Source organism: Streptomyces sp. NPDC094147 (assembly GCF_044764265.1).
Taxonomy (GTDB): Bacteria; Actinomycetota; Actinomycetes; order Streptomycetales; family Streptomycetaceae; genus Streptomyces.
Genome location: NZ_JBIWHT010000006.1, coordinates 134,041 through 152,309, shown reverse-complemented (window position 1 = coordinate 152,309; position 18,269 = coordinate 134,041). Strand labels below are relative to the sequence as shown.

At 71.4% G+C, this 18,269-nt stretch carries 18 protein-coding genes; 10 read left to right on the top strand and 8 right to left on the bottom strand.

Annotation, left to right across the window (positions count from 1 at the left end):
- Window positions 1-88: 88 nt before the first annotated feature.
- Complete coding sequence (locus ACIQ8J_RS12725) at window positions 89-844, top strand: TetR/AcrR family transcriptional regulator (protein WP_403270071.1); 756 nt, start codon at window positions 89-91, stop codon at window positions 842-844.
- Here the strand turns inward: ACIQ8J_RS12725 and ACIQ8J_RS12720 are convergent.
- Window positions 832-1,449 carry a TetR family transcriptional regulator gene (locus ACIQ8J_RS12720; protein WP_403270073.1) on the bottom strand — a complete coding sequence of 206 codons (618 nt, stop codon included), beginning with the start codon at window positions 1,447-1,449 and terminating at the stop codon, window positions 832-834. The two genes, ACIQ8J_RS12725 and ACIQ8J_RS12720, sit on opposite strands and share 13 nt — an antisense overlap.
- 152 nt (window positions 1,450-1,601) lie before the next feature.
- Here ACIQ8J_RS12720 and ACIQ8J_RS12715 point away from each other — a divergent pair, with 152 nt between their 5' ends.
- Window positions 1,602-2,447 (top strand): class I SAM-dependent methyltransferase, encoded by an 846-nt coding sequence (locus tag ACIQ8J_RS12715; RefSeq protein WP_403270499.1) that lies wholly within the window; start codon window positions 1,602-1,604, stop codon window positions 2,445-2,447.
- Window positions 2,448-2,468: 21 nt separating this feature from the next.
- On the opposite strand, the gene ACIQ8J_RS12710 is transcribed toward ACIQ8J_RS12715, so the two are convergent.
- Window positions 2,469-3,698, bottom strand: a complete 1,230-nt coding sequence (locus ACIQ8J_RS12710; RefSeq protein ID WP_403270075.1) for an acyl-CoA dehydrogenase family protein — start codon at window positions 3,696-3,698, stop codon at window positions 2,469-2,471.
- 175 nt (window positions 3,699-3,873) lie between these two features.
- Between ACIQ8J_RS12710 and ACIQ8J_RS12705 the strand changes: the two genes are divergently transcribed.
- Window positions 3,874-4,527, top strand: a complete 654-nt coding sequence (locus tag ACIQ8J_RS12705) for a TetR family transcriptional regulator (protein ID WP_403270077.1) — start codon at window positions 3,874-3,876, stop codon at window positions 4,525-4,527.
- A gap of 34 nt (window positions 4,528-4,561) precedes the next feature.
- Here the strand turns inward: ACIQ8J_RS12705 and def are convergent, their stop codons facing one another.
- Window positions 4,562-5,101, bottom strand: a complete 540-nt coding sequence (def, locus tag ACIQ8J_RS12700) for a peptide deformylase (protein WP_403270080.1) — start codon at window positions 5,099-5,101, stop codon at window positions 4,562-4,564.
- A 117-nt stretch (window positions 5,102-5,218) separates the two neighbouring features.
- Between def and ACIQ8J_RS12695 the strand changes: the two genes are divergently transcribed.
- The 5 genes from ACIQ8J_RS12695 to ACIQ8J_RS12675 all read left to right on the top strand — a co-directional run bounded on the left by ACIQ8J_RS12695 (window position 5,219) and on the right by ACIQ8J_RS12675 (window position 9,709).
- Window positions 5,219-6,466 carry a MurT ligase domain-containing protein gene (locus ACIQ8J_RS12695; protein WP_403270082.1) on the top strand — a complete coding sequence of 416 codons (1,248 nt, stop codon included), beginning with the start codon at window positions 5,219-5,221 and terminating at the stop codon, window positions 6,464-6,466.
- Between the two features lie 20 nt (window positions 6,467-6,486).
- A complete protein-coding gene (locus tag ACIQ8J_RS12690) occupies window positions 6,487-7,215 on the top strand; it encodes a type 1 glutamine amidotransferase (RefSeq protein ID WP_403270085.1) in 729 nt (242 codons plus the stop codon).
- Window positions 7,216-7,396: 181 nt separating this feature from the next.
- Window positions 7,397-8,422, top strand: a complete 1,026-nt coding sequence (locus tag ACIQ8J_RS12685; protein WP_403270088.1) for a 6-phosphofructokinase — start codon at window positions 7,397-7,399, stop codon at window positions 8,420-8,422.
- 104 nt (window positions 8,423-8,526) lie between these two features.
- Window positions 8,527-9,483 (top strand): cytochrome c oxidase assembly protein, encoded by a 957-nt coding sequence (locus ACIQ8J_RS12680; RefSeq protein ID WP_403270090.1) that lies wholly within the window; start codon window positions 8,527-8,529, stop codon window positions 9,481-9,483.
- A gap of 64 nt (window positions 9,484-9,547) precedes the next feature.
- A complete protein-coding gene (locus tag ACIQ8J_RS12675) occupies window positions 9,548-9,709 on the top strand; it encodes a hypothetical protein (RefSeq protein ID WP_403270092.1) in 162 nt (53 codons plus the stop codon).
- Between the two features lie 50 nt (window positions 9,710-9,759).
- On the opposite strand, the gene ACIQ8J_RS12670 is transcribed toward ACIQ8J_RS12675, so the two are convergent.
- Window positions 9,760-12,186 carry a polysaccharide lyase 8 family protein gene (locus tag ACIQ8J_RS12670; protein WP_403270094.1) on the bottom strand — a complete coding sequence of 809 codons (2,427 nt, stop codon included), beginning with the start codon at window positions 12,184-12,186 and terminating at the stop codon, window positions 9,760-9,762.
- A gap of 244 nt (window positions 12,187-12,430) precedes the next feature.
- Here ACIQ8J_RS12670 and ACIQ8J_RS12665 point away from each other — a divergent pair, with 244 nt between their 5' ends.
- Together ACIQ8J_RS12665 and ACIQ8J_RS12660 are read left to right on the top strand one after the other, a co-directional pair.
- On the top strand, window positions 12,431-13,132 hold the full coding sequence (locus ACIQ8J_RS12665) for a lysophospholipid acyltransferase family protein (protein ID WP_403270096.1): 702 nt from the start codon (window positions 12,431-12,433) through the stop codon (window positions 13,130-13,132).
- A 93-nt stretch (window positions 13,133-13,225) separates the two neighbouring features.
- Window positions 13,226-14,251: an NAD-dependent epimerase/dehydratase family protein gene (locus tag ACIQ8J_RS12660; RefSeq protein WP_403270098.1), complete on the top strand. Its 1,026-nt coding sequence runs from the start codon at window positions 13,226-13,228 to the stop codon at window positions 14,249-14,251.
- 67 nt (window positions 14,252-14,318) lie between these two features.
- On the opposite strand, the gene ACIQ8J_RS12655 is transcribed toward ACIQ8J_RS12660, so the two are convergent.
- The 4 genes from ACIQ8J_RS12655 to ACIQ8J_RS12640 form a co-directional block, all read right to left on the bottom strand.
- The gene (locus ACIQ8J_RS12655) at window positions 14,319-15,896 is read right to left on the bottom strand and encodes an alpha/beta hydrolase (protein ID WP_403270100.1); all 1,578 of its coding nucleotides are present in this window, start codon (window positions 15,894-15,896) and stop codon (window positions 14,319-14,321) included.
- A 112-nt stretch (window positions 15,897-16,008) separates the two neighbouring features.
- Window positions 16,009-16,818, bottom strand: a complete 810-nt coding sequence (locus ACIQ8J_RS12650; protein ID WP_403270102.1) for an urease accessory protein UreD — start codon at window positions 16,816-16,818, stop codon at window positions 16,009-16,011.
- A complete protein-coding gene (ureG, locus tag ACIQ8J_RS12645; RefSeq protein WP_403270105.1) occupies window positions 16,806-17,483 on the bottom strand; it encodes an urease accessory protein UreG in 678 nt (225 codons plus the stop codon). Before ureG ends, ACIQ8J_RS12650 begins: the two co-directional genes overlap by 13 nt.
- Window positions 17,484-17,582: 99 nt before the next feature.
- Window positions 17,583-18,257: an urease accessory protein UreF gene (locus ACIQ8J_RS12640; RefSeq protein ID WP_403270107.1), complete on the bottom strand. Its 675-nt coding sequence runs from the start codon at window positions 18,255-18,257 to the stop codon at window positions 17,583-17,585.
- Between the last annotated feature and the right edge of the window lie 12 nt (window positions 18,258-18,269).

Sequence of the window (18,269 nt, the reverse complement as noted above, 5' to 3'; positions counted from 1 at the left end):
GTTGATACGAACGTACCACCGTGAATGCGCTGCATTCAGGGAAGAATCCGCATTACGTCACACATTTCCACGCCCTATAGTCGGTGTTGTGCGTGACGAAAATGAACCGCTCTGCGAGGTGTGCGGTACCGGCCTGCCTTCGTCCGGGCGCGGCCGTCCCGCCGTCTACTGCTCGCGCAGCTGCCAGGCGCGGGCGTACCGGCGGCGCAAGCAGCCGCTGCCCGAGCCCGGCCCGCCCGCACCCGGGGAGCGCGAGGGCCGGCGCCGGGAGATCGCCGCGGCGGTGTGGCGCATCGCCGCCGGGCGGGGGCTGCACGAGGCGAGCATGCGGGAGATCGCGGCCGAGGCGGGCGTCTCGCTGCGCTCCGTCCAGCACCACTTCGGCAGCAAGCACCAACTCCTCGTCGGCGCACTGGAGTTGCTGCACGCGGAGAACGAGCGGCGGGCCCGTGAGCGGATCCGCTACGACCCTGAGGACCCGCGCGCGCTGCTCAACGCGGTCCTGGAGGAGTTCCTGCCGCTCGACGAGGAACGGCGCCTGGCGCTGCGGGTCCTGTCGGCGTACTACGCCCGCAGCCTCACCGATCCCGCGCTCGCGGCGGTGTTCCTGGGCGCCGAGCACCCGTTGGAGGACCTGGTCGCGGGGATCATCGGGCAGGCGCAGGACGGCGGCGCCTGCCGGCCGGGGCTCGACGCGCGCCACGAGGCCGATCTGCTGGTTTCGGGGGCCGTGGGACTCGGAGGGGACATGCTCCACGGGCGGCGCGGCGCGGCCGAGGTGGCCGCCACCCTTGACTACCACCTCGACCGGATCTTCACCCCGGCAGGCGGCTACACCGTGTGAGCCGACCCCGCCACGGGCCCTCCGCCCGCCGCCACGAGCGCCACCAGCCGCTCCACCTGCTCGCGCGGGTCGGGGGCGCCCGGCCGGCCGGTCATCAGGAGGTGGTGGACGGTGCCGACCACGGCCAGGGCGAGGGTGGCGGTGTCGGCGGACCGCGGCAGACGGCCCAACTCGCGTTCCGCTGCCAGGTATTGGGCGATGGACTCCTGGATCGCCGCGAACCCCGGCGCACCGGACTCCAGCGCCTCGCGGATGCGGAGGGCGGCGGCGGGGCGGGTCATGGCGAGGGCGGCGACGGCCGGGCCGCCCGAGTCGAACAGGGCGAGGGCGACGCCGCGCAGGTTCTCGGCCACCGCGCCCTCCCCCGCGCGGCCGGGGAGTTCGGCGGCCCGGGTCGCGGTGCGGGCGAAGCGGTCCAGGCACAGCTCGGCCACGAACTCGTCGAGCCCGGCGAAGTGGGCGTGCAGCATGCCCTTGGCGCAGCCGGCCTCGCCGGTAATGGCCCGGCTGGTGAGGGCCCCGGGCCCGTCCTGGGCCAGGACCCGTTCGGCGGCCGCGAACAGCCGCTCCTTGATGTCGGGCATCGCCACTCCACGCGGTGACACGAGTCCCCTCCCGGTGCGCTGTCGCCAAACGCCCACAACACGCCCCGCGGTGAAGGGGGTTGCCAGTATGGGCATGCGCCCATACTGTTTGGGCACCCGCCCATCATAGGCTCGCCCGTGCGGCGGCCGGCAGGAGGCACCCGATGCAACCGATGCGCAACGTCGTCAACACCGAGCAGGCCGAGGCCTGGAACGGCTACGAAGGCACCTACTGGGCCGATCACCAGGACCGCTGGGACGCCGTGAACGCGGGGTTCAACCAGCCTTTGATCGACGCCGCCGCGATCGGCCCGCACGACCGCGTGCTCGATGTCGGCTGCGGGGCGGGGCAGACCACCCGCCTCGCCGCGCGCGCGGCCGACCAGGGGCGCGCGCTCGGCGTCGACCTGTCGGGGCCGATGCTGGCGCGCGCCCGGTCCCGCGCCGCTCAAGAGGGCATCGGCAACGCGGAGTTCGAGCAGGCGGACGCCCAGGTCCACCCCTTCGAACCCGGCGCCTTCGATGCCGCGATCAGCCGCTACGGGGTGATGTTCTTCGCCGATCCGGTCGCCGCGTTCAGCAACATCGGCGGCGCGCTGCGCCCCGGCGGCCGGCTCGCGTTCATCTGCGCCGCGGAGCCCGCGCGCAACGAGTGGGTGGCGGCGATGGCCGTCCTGCGCGAGCACCTGCCCGTCGGCGACTTCGGCGCGCCCGGACAGCCCGGGATGTTCTCCCTCGCCGATCCGGACCGCATCCGCGAGGTGCTCTGTGCCGCCGGGTTCGCCGATGTCACCCCCCGGCAGGTCGAGGCGTACGGAATCTGGGGACGTACGGCCGAGGACGCCGCGGCCTTCCTCATGGACAGCGGCCCCGGCCGGCACCTCACCGCCCAGGTGTCCGAGGAGACCGCGGCGCGTGCCCGCGAGGCGCTCACCGAGCGGCTGCGGGCGCACGAGCGGCACGGCTCGGTCCGGCTGCGCAGCACCGCCTGGCTGGTCACGGCGGAACGCCCGCAGTGACCGGCCGGGGAGCGCCGACGGCTAGCGGATCGGCATGCCCGACAGGGTGCGGGCGATGACCAGGCGCTGGATCTCGCTGGTGCCTTCGAAGATCGTGTAGATCGCGGCATCCCTGTGCATGCGCTCCACCGGGTACTCGCGGGTGAAGCCGTTGCCGCCGAGGATCTGGATCGCCTGGGCGGTGACCTTCTTCGCCGTCTCGCTCGCGAACAGCTTGGACATCGAGCCCTCGGCGGAGGTGAACGGCTTGCCCGCCGTCGCCATCCAGGAGGCCCGCCACACCAGCAGGCGGGCCGCGTCGATCTGCGTGCGCATGTCGGCGAGCTGGAAGGCGATGCCCTGGTTGTCGATGATCGGGCGGCCGAACTGCTCGCGCGTCCTGGCGTATTCGAGCGCGTAGTCGTACGCGGCCCGTGCGGTGCCGACCGCCATCGCGCCGACGGCCGGGCGGGAGGCCTCGAAGGTCGCCATCGCCGCGTTCTTCACCCGCTCACCACCGCCCGCCTTCGCCTTCTCACGGGCGCGGGCGAGCCGCTCGTCGAGCTTCTCCTTGCCGCCGAGCAGGCAGTGGCCGGGCACGCGTACGTCTTCGAGGACGACCTCGGCGGTGTGCGAGGCGCGGATGCCGTGCTTCTTGAACTTCTGGCCCTGAGTCAGGCCGGGGGTGTTCGGCGGCACGATGAAGGAGGCGTGGCCCTTGGAGCCCAGCTCGGGGTCGACCACGGCCACCACGACGTGGACGTTGGCGATGCCGCCGTTGGTCGCCCAGGCCTTGGTGCCGTTCAGCACCCACTCGTCCTTGGCCTCGTCGTACACGGCCTTGGTGCGCATCGAGGCGACATCGGAGCCCGCGTCCGGCTCGGAGGAGCAGAAGGCGGCGACCTTGACATCGTTCACATCGCCGTACATCTGGGGAATCCAGGTGCCGATCTGCTCCTCGGTGCCGTTGGCGAGGACGCCGACGGCGGCGAGTCCGGTGCCGACGATGGACAGGGCGATGCCCGCGTCGCCCCAGAACAGCTCCTCCATGGCCACCGGGATGCCGAGACCGGTCGGGTCGAAGAACTGCTGCGCGTAGAAGTCGAGGGAGTAGATTCCGACCTTGGCGGCCTCCTGGATCACCGGCCAGGGAGTCTCCTCGCGCTCGTCCCACTCGGCGGCCGCGGGCCGGATCACATCCTTGGCGAACCCGTGCAGCCAGTCCTGGACCTGCCTCTGGTCGTCGTTGAGATCCATCGTGAACTCGGCCATGTCCCCTCCACCACTCCAAGCGTTACTTGCGGTAACCGCAGTCTGTTACCGACGGGTAGCCCATGTCAACCGACCACCCGCCCCGCAGCACCGCGACCGGGCGGGGTGTTACGTTGCGCAAGGCTTTCGAGAGATGGAACCCACGGAAAATGCAGTACGGGCGGGGAGAAGACCCATGGACACCACGCAGCAGGCCGAACAGCAGCGAACGGCGGCGGAGCGCCGGCGGCGGGAGCTGCTGGAGGCGGCGGACCGGGTGGTGCTCCGGGACGGCCCGAAGGCCTCGATGAACGCGATCGCGGCGGAGGCGGGCATCACCAAGCCCATCCTCTACCGGCACTTCGGCGACAAGGGCGGCCTCTACCGGGCGCTGGCCAAGCGCCACACCGACGCCCTGCTGTCCGCGCTGCGCTCCGCGCTCGACGCACCCGCCGAGCGCCGCGAGCGGGTCGAGGCGACCCTGGACACCTATCTGGCGGCGATCGAGGCCCGGCCGCAGGTCTACCGGTTCCTGATGCACCCCGCCGAGGACACCCCGGCACCCGAGTCCGAGCAGGGCTTCGACGTGGGCCGGCACTCGGCGCCGCTGCTGCGCCGCATGGGCGAGGACCTCGGCGTGGTCATAGCCGAGCGGGTCGACCTGGGGCCGGGCAGCGAGACGCTGGCCCGGGTCTGGGGCCACGGCATCGTCGGCATGATGCACGCGGCGGGCGACTGGTGGCTGGGCGAACGCCCCTGCTCCCGCGCCGAGTTGGTACGTGCCCTGGCCGACCTGCTGTGGGGCCGGCTTGCCGCGGCGGGCGACCGGGTGGGCGGCCCGGGGTTCTGAGAGCGGTGTCAGCAGCCCCACTCGATCTTGCGGTTCAGCTCCCCCACTCCGTCTTCCCGATCGCCCGCAGGAGCTTGGACTTCCGCCGGCCGGTGACCCGGTCCGCGTACACCAGTCCCTCCAGGTGGTCGCACTCGTGCTGGAGGCAGCGGGCGAAGAAACCGGTGCCCTCGACCCGCACCGGAGCCCCGGACAGGTCCACGCCCTCCACCACCGCGCGGTCGAAGCGCGCGGTCGGCGCCTCGACGCCGGGCAGCGACAGACAGCCCTCGGGACCGCGCACCTCCACCCCGTCCGCCGCCACGAGCCGTGGATTCACCACGTACCCGAGGTGGCGCACGTCCTCGTCGTCGGGGCAGTCGTACACGAACACCCGCCGGGCGACGCCGATCTGGTTCGCCGCCAGGCCGACACCGTCGGCCGCGTACATCGTGGCGAACATGTCCTCGATGAGGCGGTGCAGCGCGGGGCCGAAGTCGGTGACGGGCTCGCAGGGGGCGTGGAGCAACCGGTCGCCGAGGAGACTCATCTCTCGTACGGAGCCGGAACTGCCGGGAATGGGGCGGTGACGCATGGGCGCAAGAGTACGTTCCGGGGAGCCCGGAGCATTCCGGATGGTGGCGCGGTTCGGGGCGCTGACCGGATCTCGATAGGCTGACACCCGACCCAGGCGCAAGGAGGATCAAGGACGATGTCAGGACACGTTGGAGGTGCCGGGCCCCTGTCACCGCGAGCCAAGCTGGCCGTGACCGCGGGCAAGGCCGCCGCGGCGGTGTCGCGCGCGGCGGGGCGGGGCAGTGGATCGGTGATCGGCGGGCGCGTCGCGCTCAAGCTCGACCCCGATCTGCTCGGCCGGCTCGCCACTCATCTGGACGTCGTCCTGGTGTCGGCGACGAACGGCAAGACGACCACGACCCGGCTGATCGCCGAAGCCCTGCGGGCCAGCGGCCCGGTGGTGTCGAACGCGCTGGGCGCCAACATGCCCGCGGGTATCACCTCGGCGCTGGCGGGCGGTTCGGACGCCAAGTACGGCGTCATCGAGGTCGACGAGAAGTATCTGGCGGGTGTCGCGCGCGATGTGACGCCGAAGGCGATCGCGCTGCTGAACCTCTCGCGCGACCAGCTCGACCGGGCCGCCGAGACCCGGATGCTCGCCGAGAAGTGGCGCGAGGGCCTGTCCGGCTCCAAGGCCGTGGTGATCGCGAACGCGGACGACCCGCTGGTCGTGTGGGCGGCGTCCTCCTCCCCCAACGTGGTGTGGGTGGCGGCCGGTCAGGAGTGGAAGGACGACGCCTGGTCCTGCCCTGCCTGCGGCGGTGTGATGCAGCGGCCCGGTGACGACTGGTTCTGCGGCGAGTGCGGTTTCCGCCGCCCGGCGCCCAGTTGGGTCCTCAGCGGCGACTACGTACTGGATCCGCACGGTTCGGCCTGGCCGATCCACCTCCAGCTGCCCGGCCGCGCCAACAAGGCGAACGCCGCCACCTCCGCCGCGGTCGCCGCGGTGTTCGGGGTGCCGCCGCAGGTCGCCCTGGAGCGCATGTACCAGGTGCAGGCGGTGGCCGGACGGTACGACGTCGTCACCTTCCAGGGCCGTGAACTGCGGCTGCTGCTCGCCAAGAACCCGGCGGGCTGGCTCGAAACGTTTTCCCTCATCGACCCGCCGCCGACGCCGGTCGTCCTGTCCGTCAACGCCCGCGGCGCGGACGGCACGGACACGTCCTGGCTGTGGGACGTCGACTACACCCGGCTGGCCGGCCACCCGATCTTCGTGATCGGCGACCGCAAGCTGGACCTGGCCGTACGCCTGGAGGTCGCGAACCTGGACTTCCGGGTCTGCGAAAGCCTGGAGGAGTGCACGCAGTTGGCGCCGCCCGGCCGGATCGAGCTCATCGCCAACTACACGGCATTCCAGGACGTCCGCCGCGTCGTCGGCAACTGACCCAGTAAGGAGCAAGCGACATGGCAGACAACAGCCTGCGCCTCGTGTGGGTCTACCCGGACCTGCTGAGCACCTACGGCGACCAGGGCAACGCGCTGGTCGTGGAGCGCCGGGCCCGCCAGCGCGGCCTGGACGTGCACCGGCTCGACGTCCGCAGCGACCAGCCGATCCCGACCTCCGGTGACATCTACCTCATCGGCGGCGGCGAGGACCGGCCGCAGCGCCTCGCGGCCGAGCGGCTGCGCCGCGACGGCGGCCTGGAGCGCGCCGCTTCCAACGGCGCGATCATCTTCTCGGTATGCGCCGGGTACCAGATCCTCGGCCACGAGTTCATCAACGACCTCGGCGAGCGCGAGCCGGGCCTCGGTCTGATCGACGTGGTCTCGACGCGCGGCGAGGGCGAGCGGTGCGTCGGCGACGTGCTCGGCGACATCGACGAGCGGCTCGGGCTGCCCCAGCTGACCGGGTTCGAGAACCACCAGGGCGTCACCCACCTCGGCCCGACGGCCCGCCCGTTCGCCCGGGTGCGCCTGGGCAAGGGCAACGGCACGGGCGACGGCACCGAGGGCGCGTACAACGACACGGTGTTCGGTACGTACATGCACGGCCCGGTGCTCGCGCGCAACCCGCAGATCGCGGACCTGCTGCTGAAGCTGGCCCTCGATGTGAACGCGCTGCCGCCCACCGACGACCGGTGGTACGAGGCGCTGCGCGCCGAGCGCATCGCGTCGGCGAGCCAGCCCGCATAAGGCGCGAAACCGGCAACCCGGAGCAACTCGGCCCCGCCGCTGGACGGTTCGTACGTTCGTACCACGTCCATCAGTCGGACCTCCGATTCGGCCCCCGTCACCCCGCGCCGGTAGGGTGACGGGGATCCAACCGGACGACGTGGTCCGGTCGTCGGCCCACGTTGCAAAGGTTCTCCGGGCAATGCGAATTGGTGTGCTCACCTCCGGCGGCGACTGCCCCGGCCTGAACGCCGTCATCCGATCCGTCGTGCACCGCGCGGTGGTCGACCACGGCGACGAGGTCATCGGCTTCCACGACGGCTGGAAGGGTCTCCTCGAAGCCGACTACCGCAAGCTCGATCTCGACGCGGTCGGCGGCATCCTCGCCCGCGGCGGCACCATCCTCGGCTCCTCCCGCGTCCAGCCCGCGCATCTGCGCGACGGCGTCGAGCGGGCCAAGGGCCACGTCGCCGAGCTCGGTCTCGACGCGATCATCCCGATCGGCGGCGAAGGCACCCTCAAGGCGGCCACCCTGCTGTCCGACGCGGGGCTGCCGATCGTCGGCGTGCCGAAGACCATCGACAACGACATCGCGTCGACCGACGTCACCTTCGGCTTCGACACCGCCGTGGGCGTCGCGACCGAGGCCCTCGACCGGCTGAAGACGACGGCCGAGTCGCACCAGCGGGTGCTGATCGTCGAGGTCATGGGCCGCCACACCGGCTGGATCGCGCTGCACTCGGGCATGGCCGCCGGTGCCCACGCGATCGTCGTCCCCGAGCGCCCCTTCGACATCGACGAGCTGACCGAACTGGTCGGTCGGCGCTTCTCGGCGGGCAAGAAGTTCGCGATCGTCGTGGTCGCCGAGGGCGCCAAGCCGCGCGAGGGCTCGATGCAGTTCGACGAGGGCGGCACCGACATGTACGGCCACGAGCGCTTCGCGGGCGTGGCCCGCCAGCTCTCCATCGAGCTGGAGCGGCGCCTGGACAAGGAGGCCCGGCCGGTCATCCTGGGCCATGTCCAGCGCGGCGGCACGCCCACCGCGTACGACCGGGTGCTCGCCACCCGCTTCGGCTGGCACGCGGTGGAGGCCGTCCACCGCGGCGAGTTCGGGATGCTGACCGCGCTGCGCGGCACCGACATCGTGATGGTCCCGCTCGCCGAGGCGACGGCCACCCTCAAGACCGTCCCGGCCGAGCGGTACGCCGAGGCGGAGTGCGTGCTGTAGTCCACGGATTGTTCTGTACTCAAGGAACCGCCCCCGGCCGCAGCAGTGGCCGGGGGCGGTTCTAGTCTGGTGGGGGACAACCGGTACGAATCAGGAGTCAGCGGATGGATCACAGCGGGCACGGCATGGACATGAACATGGACCTGCCGCCGTTCACGCTGACGCGGGGCCTCGAATGGTCGGCGGACCCCTTCTTCCTCATCGGATGTCTGCTGGCGCTCGCGCTGTACGGCTGGGGCGTGGTCCGCCTGAGGCGGCGCGGGGACAGCTGGCCGGTCAGCCGGATGATCTTCTGGACCGTCGGCGTGCTGACCATCGGGCTGGTCATGTGCACCAAGCTCAACGACTACGGCATGGTCATGTTCAGCGTGCACATGGTGCAGCACATGGTGATCAGCATGCTGTCGCCGATCCTGCTGCTGCTCGGCGCGCCGGTCACCCTCGCGCTGCGCGCGCTGCCGGTCGCCGCGCGCGGCCGCAAGGGCCCGCGCGAACTGCTCCTGATGCTGCTGCACAGCCGGTACATGAAGATCATCACGCATCCGGCGTTCACCATCCCGCTGTTCATCGCGAGCCTGTACGGGCTCTATTTCACGCCGATCTTCGACTTCCTGATGGAGTCCAAGACCGGGCACATCGCGATGATGGTCCACTTCCTCGCGGTCGGTCTGGTGTTCTTCTGGCCGATCATGGGCGTGGACCCGGGACCGCACCGGCCCGGCTATGTGATGCGCATGCTGGAGCTCTTCGCCGGAATGCCGTTCCACGCCTTCTTCGGCATCGCGCTGATGATGGCGAGCGAGCCGATGATCAGCACGTACCGGAATCCTCCGTCCTCGCTGGGCATCGACGCGCTCACCGACCAGCAGGCCGCCGGCGGCATCGCCTGGGCGTTCAGCGAGATCCCCTCCGTGCTCGTGCTGATCGCGCTGGTCTTCCAGTGGTACGCGACCGAGAAGCGTCAGGCGCGCCGCACGGACCGGGCCGCCGACCGGGACGGCGACCGGGAACTTCAGGCCTACAACGCCTACCTCGCCTCGCTGAACACGCGCGGCCAGTAGCGGCGGGACCCTCCGCGGGGTGACGATGGCCTTCACGGCACCTGCCGGGAGGAAGGGGACGCGGATGCCCCGTTCGACGAAGTCGATGATGGTGCTCACCGTCGTGATGCTGGTGCTGATCACGGCGTACACGGTGGCGCTCGGCAGCAGCGGCTGGCTGTGGTTCGGCTGGGTGGTGCTCGGGCTCGCCACGATCGGGACGGCCGCGGTGTCGGGCAGCAGCTGAGCGCCGCCGCCCGCCGGCGGTTCGCGGGTGCCCGGCCCGAGGTCTCTCGGTCAGCCGAGTCCGACGGTGATCTTCTGGGTGGCTCCCCCGGTGCCGCTGAGGTCGCCGAAGGTGAGGGTCAGGGACGGGCCGGTGGTGGCGCCGGTGACGGTGGGCGGCCTGGAGGTCACCGAGGCGACGGCGCGCTGCCAGGTGAGGGTGAGCGAGGTCTGCATCCGCATCGGGTCGCTGACGCAGATCACCGCGGTGCCGTCGCTCCGCTCGCTGATCATCACGGCGCAGGGCGCACTGGCCGTGAGCGCGCCGACGGTGCCGCCGAACCAGAAGTTGACCCCGGTGAAGCCGAGCGGGGGCACCTGGACGCCCTGCTGGTCGCAGGTGTTGGCGAGGACGGTGAGCCAGCCGGTGTCGTCGGCGCGGGCCGAGGTCTGGGCCGCCGAGGCTCCGGGCAGCAGGACGTAGGCGTATCCGGCACCGGACGGATTCGTGCCGTGGTCGGCCCACAGGGTGAGGTACCGGCGGCTGATCGCGGTCGCCGAGCCGCCCTTGTTGATGTCGCTCCAGCGGCCGGTGCGCTCCTCCCGCAGGGCCCGTACGGTCGCCCGGCCGGGGAAGACATAGCCACCGTGGCCCGCGAGATGGGCCCAGGAGGCGCCGGTCAGGGTCGCCGACCAGGGGTGGGTGAGGGGCTGCACGGTTCCGTCGACGGTGAGGGCGGCGCTTCCGGCCGGCCCGAGGTTGCGGTTGTCGACGGTGGATTCGACGGCCGTGCCGTCCGTGCAGGTGATGCCCGCGCCGAGGCAGACGATCGCGTCGTCGAGGCAGAACCAGGACTTCTTGGCGAGCAGGGTGCTCTGCAACCCCTTGAGGTACTGGCCGATGGCCGCCCGCCGGCCGTCGGTGGCCCCGCCCACCCAGTTGACGTCCGGTTTCGACGCCCCCCAGTCACCGCCCGCCGCATCCGCGAGGACCTTGCGCGATGCGGTGGTGCCGGGCAGGCGGCAGGGGTCCACGGTGGGCCAGAAGGCATCGCTGTACTGCCCGTTGGCGTAGCTGTCGCCCCACCAGTAGAGCATTCCGGACCCGGTGTGCCAGCCGCGCAGGTTCTCCCCGTTGCCGGTCTCGTAGTACGTGATGCGCCTGTCGGCCATGCTGATCGCGGCCGCCCAGGTGGGACGGCGGTGGGTGGCCCGCGCCATGTGCGTGAAGAGCCGGTGCCCGACGGGTTCGGCGATCGCGGAGACGGTGGTGTCGTCCTCAACTCCCTTGAGACGGGCGAGACTTGCGATGCCGAGGAAGCCGTCGCTCATCGGCGGGCTGTAGTAGTCCCGCTGCATCCATCCCTTGACGAGCCCGCGCCAGCGGGCGTTCTCGGTGCTGCTCGCGCCCTGGCCGAGCAGCACGATCGAGGCGAGGATCACATGGCCGCGCACATGGTCGTCCTGCCGGCGGCCCGGGGTGCCGGTGGCCGGGACACCCCGGCTGATGGCGCGGCCCGCGACGCCGTCCATGGCGAGGCCGTTGTGGAGGAAGGGTGCCCAGGCGTTCTCCACCGCGTCGAAGACGATCTGCCGGGCCGGGTCCGAGACCTGCCAGGCGGAGCCGGCGAGCAGGGCGAACAGCATGCCGAGACCGCCGAGCAGGACCGATCCGTAGGAGGCGGTGTAGGGCACATCGGTGTGCTGGATGAAGGAGCCGTCGGCGTAGAGCCCGTCTCCGGCACTCACGTACGGGAAGACCGGCGAGAGCGCGTTCGCGGCCAGAGAGATCTTCGCCGAGTTCTTGCCGACGACTCCGCGTACCGCGAGCACCCGGCAGAGGTCGACGCGGTTGGCGCCGGTGCTGGTTCCGGAGTAGACGGAGACAGCACCGTCCGGGACGAAGTGGTCAACTGCCCTGAGATAGCTGGCGACTTGGTCTGCGGAGAGCCTGTCGTACATCAGCACGCAGCTGTCGAGCAGGTCCTGCGGGGCGCCGATCTGCCAGTTCCACCAGTTGCCGAAGGGCGCCCGGTTCTCGTTGTAGACGTCGCCGTGGAGGTGGTCCAGGCCGGTCACGACGGCGGCGGCGAGGGCGGTGTCGCCGGTGAGTCCGGTGCCCGGCTGGCTGTAGGCCTCGGCCATGGTCCTGAGCCGGGTGCAGCTGGTGTTCATGCTCGCCGAGTAGCCGAACGAGTCCTGGCCGGTGCCCGGATTCGGGTCGGCGTACACGGCGTCCGGCCACAGTGATCCGCTCGCCGGGGCCATCGTGGAGAGCAGGTTCGCGGCCGACGAACCGAGGTCGGCGAGCTGGGACTTGAACGGCTCGGCGGTGGGGCTGAAGCCGGAACCGAGGATCAGCGTCCGCCAGGTGGCGCGCAGCCCGTCGAAGGCATCGGCGGCGCCGGCCTCGGCGGACGTGGCGGCCGTGCTGCCGAGAGCGAGGGCCGAGGCACCGGTGGCGTACAGGAAGCCACGACGAGACCAGCGACTTGTCATGGAGACTCCAGGCCGGAGAGGAAAAGGGGTGAGGAGTGCACACAGTGCCGTGAACGGACTGCCGTGAACGGACTGCCGTGAACGGATTCCCGTGAACGGTTTGTACACTCCGCACTTCGTCCGCTCAAGAACCTCGCCTTAAATGATCGATTGATCGATCTGCCCCGGCGCCAGTCATCGGTGGTTACAGGGGCGGGAAACTCCCCCTACACTGACCACCCCCCGAATGGTGAGGAGCGTGCGCGTGCTCTACTACGTCCTCAAATACGCAGTCCTGGGGCCCCTGTTGAGACTGCTGTTCCGGCCGAGGATGGAGGGGTTGGAGCACATTCCCGAGGAAGGGGCGGCGATCATCGCGGGAAATCACCTCTCGTTCTCCGATCATTTCCTGATGCCGGTGATGCTGAAGAGGCGCATCACCTTCCTCGCCAAACAGGAGTACTTCACCGGGCCCGGCATCAAGGGGCGGCTCACCGCCGCCTTCTTCCGGGCCATCGGGCAGATTCCGGTGGACCGCTCCGGCAAGGAGGCGGGCCGGGCCGCGATCCGGGAGGGGCTCGGAGTGCTGAACAGGAACGAACTGCTCGGCATCTATCCGGAGGGCACCCGCTCCCCCGACGGCAAGCTCTACAAGGGCAAGGTCGGGGTCGCGGTGATGGCGATCCGGGGGCGGGTGCCGGTGATTCCGTGCGCGATGGTCGGCACCTTCGAGATCCAGCCGCCCGGTCAGGTCGTGCCGAGGATCAAACGGGTCGCGGTCCGCTTCGGCGAGCCGCTGGACTTCTCCCGGTACGCCGGGATGGAGGACGAGAAGGCCGTCCTGCGGGCGGTCACCGACGAAATCATGTACAAGGTCATGGAGTTGTCGGGCCAGGAGTACGTGGACCGGTACGCGGCCGACGTGAAGGCGGAGGAGTCGCGGAGGTTCCGCGGAATCATCGGCTGAGCCCGGAAGTTCCCCCGGCCGCTCGGCCCTGGGCGGATCCGCGCAGGGCGAAACGATCTGGCCGCGCTGATCGTCCCGGCGTAGCTTCCAGGCATGGCCAAGGGATCAGCGTTCGTCATCGGAGCTACGGGACAGATCGGGCGGGCCGCGGTGCGCGCGCTCGCCGGGGACGGGTGGGAGGTGCGGGCCGCGTCGCGGGGCAGCGGCCAGGACGCCGACTGGCCCGGGGACGTGCAGCGGGTGCGCCTCGACCGGGAGGACGACGCGGCGCTCGCCTCGGCGCTCGGGGACGGCGTCGACGTACTGGTCGACGTGGTGGCGTACGGGCAGCAGCACGCACGGCAGTTGGCCCATCTCGGCGACCGGATCGGGTCGGCCGTAGTGATCTCCAGCGGCGCGGTGTACGAGGACGACAAGGGCCGCAGCTTCGACACCCAGGGCGAGCCGGACGGAGCACCGCGCTACCCGGTCCCGATCACCGAGTCACTGACCACGGTGGCGCCCGGTGACACGACGTACGGGGCCAGGAAGGTGCAGCTGGAGCGGGAGCTGCTGGACTCCCCGGTGCCCGCGACGCTGCTGCGCGCCGGTGCGATCCACGGCCCGCACTGCCGCAGCCCGCGCGAACTCCACTTCGTGAAGCGGGCGTTGGACGGGCGGCCGGTGCGGATCCTCGCGTACGGCGGGCAGAGCCGCTTCCATCCCTCGCACGTCGCGAACATCGCCGAACTGATCCGGCTCGCCGCGCTCAAGCCCGGCTCCCGGGTGCTCCACGCGGCGGACCCCGAGGCACCGACGGTGGCCGAGATCAGCGCCGCGATCGACGAGGTGCTCGGGGTGCGCAGCGAGATCGTGCCGCTGGAGGGCGCGCCGGAGCAGATGGTCGGGCTGACCCCGTGGAGCGGTCCGCATCCCATCGTGTACGACATGTCGGCGGCCGAGCGGGAATTGGGCTACCGGCCGGTGACCGGGTACGTGCAATCGCTGCCGCGGACGGTCGAGTGGCTCGCCGCCGAGCTGAAGGGCCGGGACTGGCGCGAGGTGTTCCCCCCGATGGCCCGGTACGGCGACCTGTTCGACTACGCGGCCGAGGACGCCTGGCTGGCCGCGCGCGGCTGACATCAGGGGCGAACGGCAGGAGGGGGCGGCCGGAGTGCTCCGGCCGCCCCCTCGGCTCAACTGGCCGTTACGGCACGGGCGTTGCGTGCGGGGTGCACGTGAAGTCCGCGCTGTCGGTCTTGCCGGTGAGCAGGTAGTCGTCCACGCGCGAGTTGATGCACGGGTTGACGAGACCGGTCACACCGTGCGAACCGGCGCCCTTCTCGATGATGAGGCGCGAGTTCTTGAAGCGGTTGTGCAGCTCGACGGCGCCGTGGAACGGGGTGGCGGCGTCATTGGTGCTCTGCACGATCAGGACCTGCGGCAGGCCGCGGCCCGTCTTGACCTCGATCGGGGTCTGCTGCTTGGTGGGCCAGGTGGCGCACGGCAGGTTCATCCAGGCGTTGGACCAGGTCAGGAACGGATAGTCCTTGTTCAGCCGGGTGTTGTCGCGGTCCCACTTGCGCCAGCTGGTGGGCCACTTGGCGTCCGCGCACTCGACGGCGGTGTAGACCGCGTTGCCGTTCTCCGACGCGATGTTGCCCTTGATGTCCGACATGTCAGGTGCGGTGGCCGCGATGACCGGCTTGCTGTCACCCGCCTTGTAGGCACTGAGCGCCTTGGCGACCGGCACCCAGTACGAGTCGTAGTACGGGGCCTTCTGGAAGAACCCGAGGAGCTCGGCCGGGCCGACCTGACCACCCAGCGGGCTCTTCTTGGCGTCCGCGCGCAGCTTCAGCCACTGGGCCTCGACCTGCGCCCGGGTGGTGCCGAGGTGGAAGGTGGCGTCGTACTTCGCGACCCAGTCCTCCCACTCGTTCCAGCGGGCCTGGAAGGCGACGTCCTGCTCCAGGTTGGCCTGGTACCAGATGTTGTCCTGGGCCGGGTTGACGACGCTGTCCACGATCATCCGGCGCACATGCGACGGGAAGAGCGTGCCGTAGACCGCGCCCAGGTAGGTGCCGTAGGAGACGCCCAGGTAGTTGAGCTTCTTCTCACCGAGCGCGGCGCGGATGACGTCCATGTCGCGGGCGGTGTTCGGCGTGGTCATGTACGGGAGCATCCAGCCGCTGCGCTCGGCGCAGCCGTCCGCGTACTCGGCGGCCAGCTTGCGCTGGGCCTGCTTGTCGGCCTCGCCGCTCGGTACCGGGTCGGCCTTCGGCGCCTTGGCGTACTCCTGCGGGTCGACACAGGAGATCGGCGTCGAGCGGCCCACGCCGCGCGGGTCGAAGCCCACGAAGTCGTACGCCTTCGAGATGTTGGCATACAGCGGGTTCTTCGTGGTTACTCGTGTGGGGAAGCGCATGCCCGAGCCGCCGGGGCCGCCCGGGTTGTAGACGAGGGCGCCCTGGCGCTCGGCCTTGGTGCCGGTGTTGCCGATGCGGTCGACGGCCAGCTTGATCTGCTTGCCGTTGGGCCGCGAGTAGTCGAGCGGGACGCTCACGTACCCGCACTGGATCGGCTTGGCCAACGCCCAGTCGGCGGGGCAGTCGGTCCAGTGGATGCCCTGCCTGGCCGCCCGGTCCGCGGCGATCTGCGAGCCACGCGCCTCGGACCAACCGTGGTCGCGGTTGTCGGCGTTCGCGACCGGAGCCGCTATCGCGCCCGCCAACAGCGTGCCCGCGATCAGAGTGCCGGCCGAGCCGAGCACTGCGGTGCGTCTCAAGTGGTACCTCCCCCTGCTGAAGTGCGCTGTCGGTCAACAGCGCGCCGTTTGGGCCTGTCGGGGGATCCTTTCCTCTATGTGCCCGCTGTGCACAGGCCGTACGGGTGTTTCTTTACCGAACCGATAGCCGGTACGCGGTGTTCCGCTGAGCGGTCGGCGTGTTGTGGGGTCCCGCCCGGAGCACCTCGTCCAGCGTCCGGCGCAGCAGCCGGGCGTCGGGGGCGAGCGCCGTCACGAGGAACGCGGGGCCGGCGAGCGGGGTGAGCACGGCATGCTCACCGAGCATCCGGGGCTCGGCCGGCCGGTCCGCCAACTCCGGTCCGACGACGAGCAGTTGGCCCACCGCCCGGTGCCCGCCGAGCACCGCTCCCCCGTCCCAGCCGCCGGGCGCGCCCGGCCCGTACGCCAGTTCCTGGTCGAGGAGCGGGCGGCCCGCGCGGTGCACGGTGAGGCGGGTGGCGAGGGTGCCGGGCGCCTCGCCGTGGCGGCCGAGCACCTGCTCCTCGCGGAACACCAGGCGGGCACCGGTCGCCAGTTCGATCCGGGTGCGCATCCGCAGGTCGCTGCCGCGCGCGGAGATGAGCTGCTCGGGCAGCCAGCGCAGTTCGGCGTCCTCGCCGACGGTGAGCCGTACGTCGTAGTGCGCCCGCTCGCCGCCGCGGCCGGGCAGCGCGATGGTGGCGGCGGCCGAGTCGACGGCGAGCCGCGCCCCGTCGCACGCCTGAGCCTCGATGGCGATGCGGTCGCCGCCGAGCGGGGCGCTCATCGCGCCGATGACGGTGACGCGGTGGCCGGGCCCGCTCGCGCGGGTGCGGCGCAGCGCGAGCGGACCCTCGCCTTCGAGTACCGGCAGGCCTTCGGGGGTCGCGACGATGCGGGCCCTGGCGCGCAGGCCCGTCGCGCCGGCGGTCAGGCCACCCATGCCGCGAGCTGCTCCCGCACCCAGCCGGCGACTTCGGCGACACCATCCTCGGACCTCAACGACTGGAAGACGACGGGCAGTTCGGCCCGCTGCTCCTTGGCGTCGCGGGCCATCCGGCCGAGGTCGGATCCCACGTGCGGGGCGAGGTCGGTCTTGTTGACGACGAGCAGGTCGGCGGTGGTGACGCCGGGGCCGCCCTTGCGCGGGATGTCGTCGCCGCCGGCCACGTCGATGACGAAGATCTGGGCGTCGACCAGGCCCTTGGAGAAGGTGGCGGTGAGGTTGTCGCCGCCGGACTCCACGAGGATCAGATCGAGCGGCCCGACCGCCTCCTCCAGATCCTCGACGGCTTCGAGGTTGGCGGAGATGTCGTCGCGGATCGCGGTGTGCGGGCAGGCGCCGGTCTCCACGGCCTGGATCCGCTCGGGCGGCAGCACGGCGTTGCGCAGCAGGAATTCGGCGTCCTCGCGCGTGTAGATGTCGTTGGTGACGACGGCGATGGAGAGCTGGTCGCGCAGGGCCCGGCAGAGCGCGGCGACGGTGGCGGTCTTCCCGGACCCGACGGGCCCGCCGAGCCCGACGCGCAACGCACGCCGGGTGCCATCGGGACGGCGCGCGTCCGCGCTGACTGCGGCGGGACCTTCGTGGGAGTGGTCGAGGTGCATGGGGCGGCTCCGGGGGGGAGGTGGATGGGGTTCTGGACGGCGGGTCGGTTCATTCGGGGCGAAGGGGGTCTGGGGGCGGAGCCCCCAGCACTCGGCGGGCTAGGAGGCGAAGAGGCGGACGGGCCAAGCGGCATGCGCCTCGGCGGAGATGTCCAGCAGCGGAGCAGACGCCGCGGGCAGCGCGTCAAGCCCCTCGACCGCCGCCTCGGTCGCGGCGAGCGCGGCCCGCCGGGCCACCGCGTCCAGCTCCGGTGCGAGCCGGGCCAGCACGGCCGTCGCGTCGAACGGGTCGAGGCTCAACAGGCGTACGGCGGCCGTCGCCGGACCGCTGACCGTCTCGTACGCCACGCAGTGCGCCGCGTCCTCGGGTCCGAGCCCGGCCGCCCGTGCGGCGAGGCCGAGGACGATCGGCTGGTGGGCGCCGCGCGGACGGGCCGCGGCCAGCGCGTCGAGCTCGGCGCACGGCCAGGTCGCGCGCGCCGCCCGCATCATCTGGCGGCCGAGCTTTCGGGCGGTGGCCCGCAGCGCGGGCGAGGGGGTGCGGGCGTCGGCCGCCTCGTCCAGGGCGAGCGGGTCGAGGCCCGCGGCCGCCGCCGCGGCGAGCGACGCGGCGGTGAGGCCCGCGGTGTGCAGCCGCCCCCGGCAGAACTCCGCGAGGTCGGCCGCGGTACGGATGCGTCCCGCCTTGACGGCCGGTTCGGCCCCGCCCGAGTGGGCGTGGCCACCGGCGGGGAACCGGCCGTCGGCGAGGACGAGCAGTGCTGCGCGACTCATGTGGTGACAGCC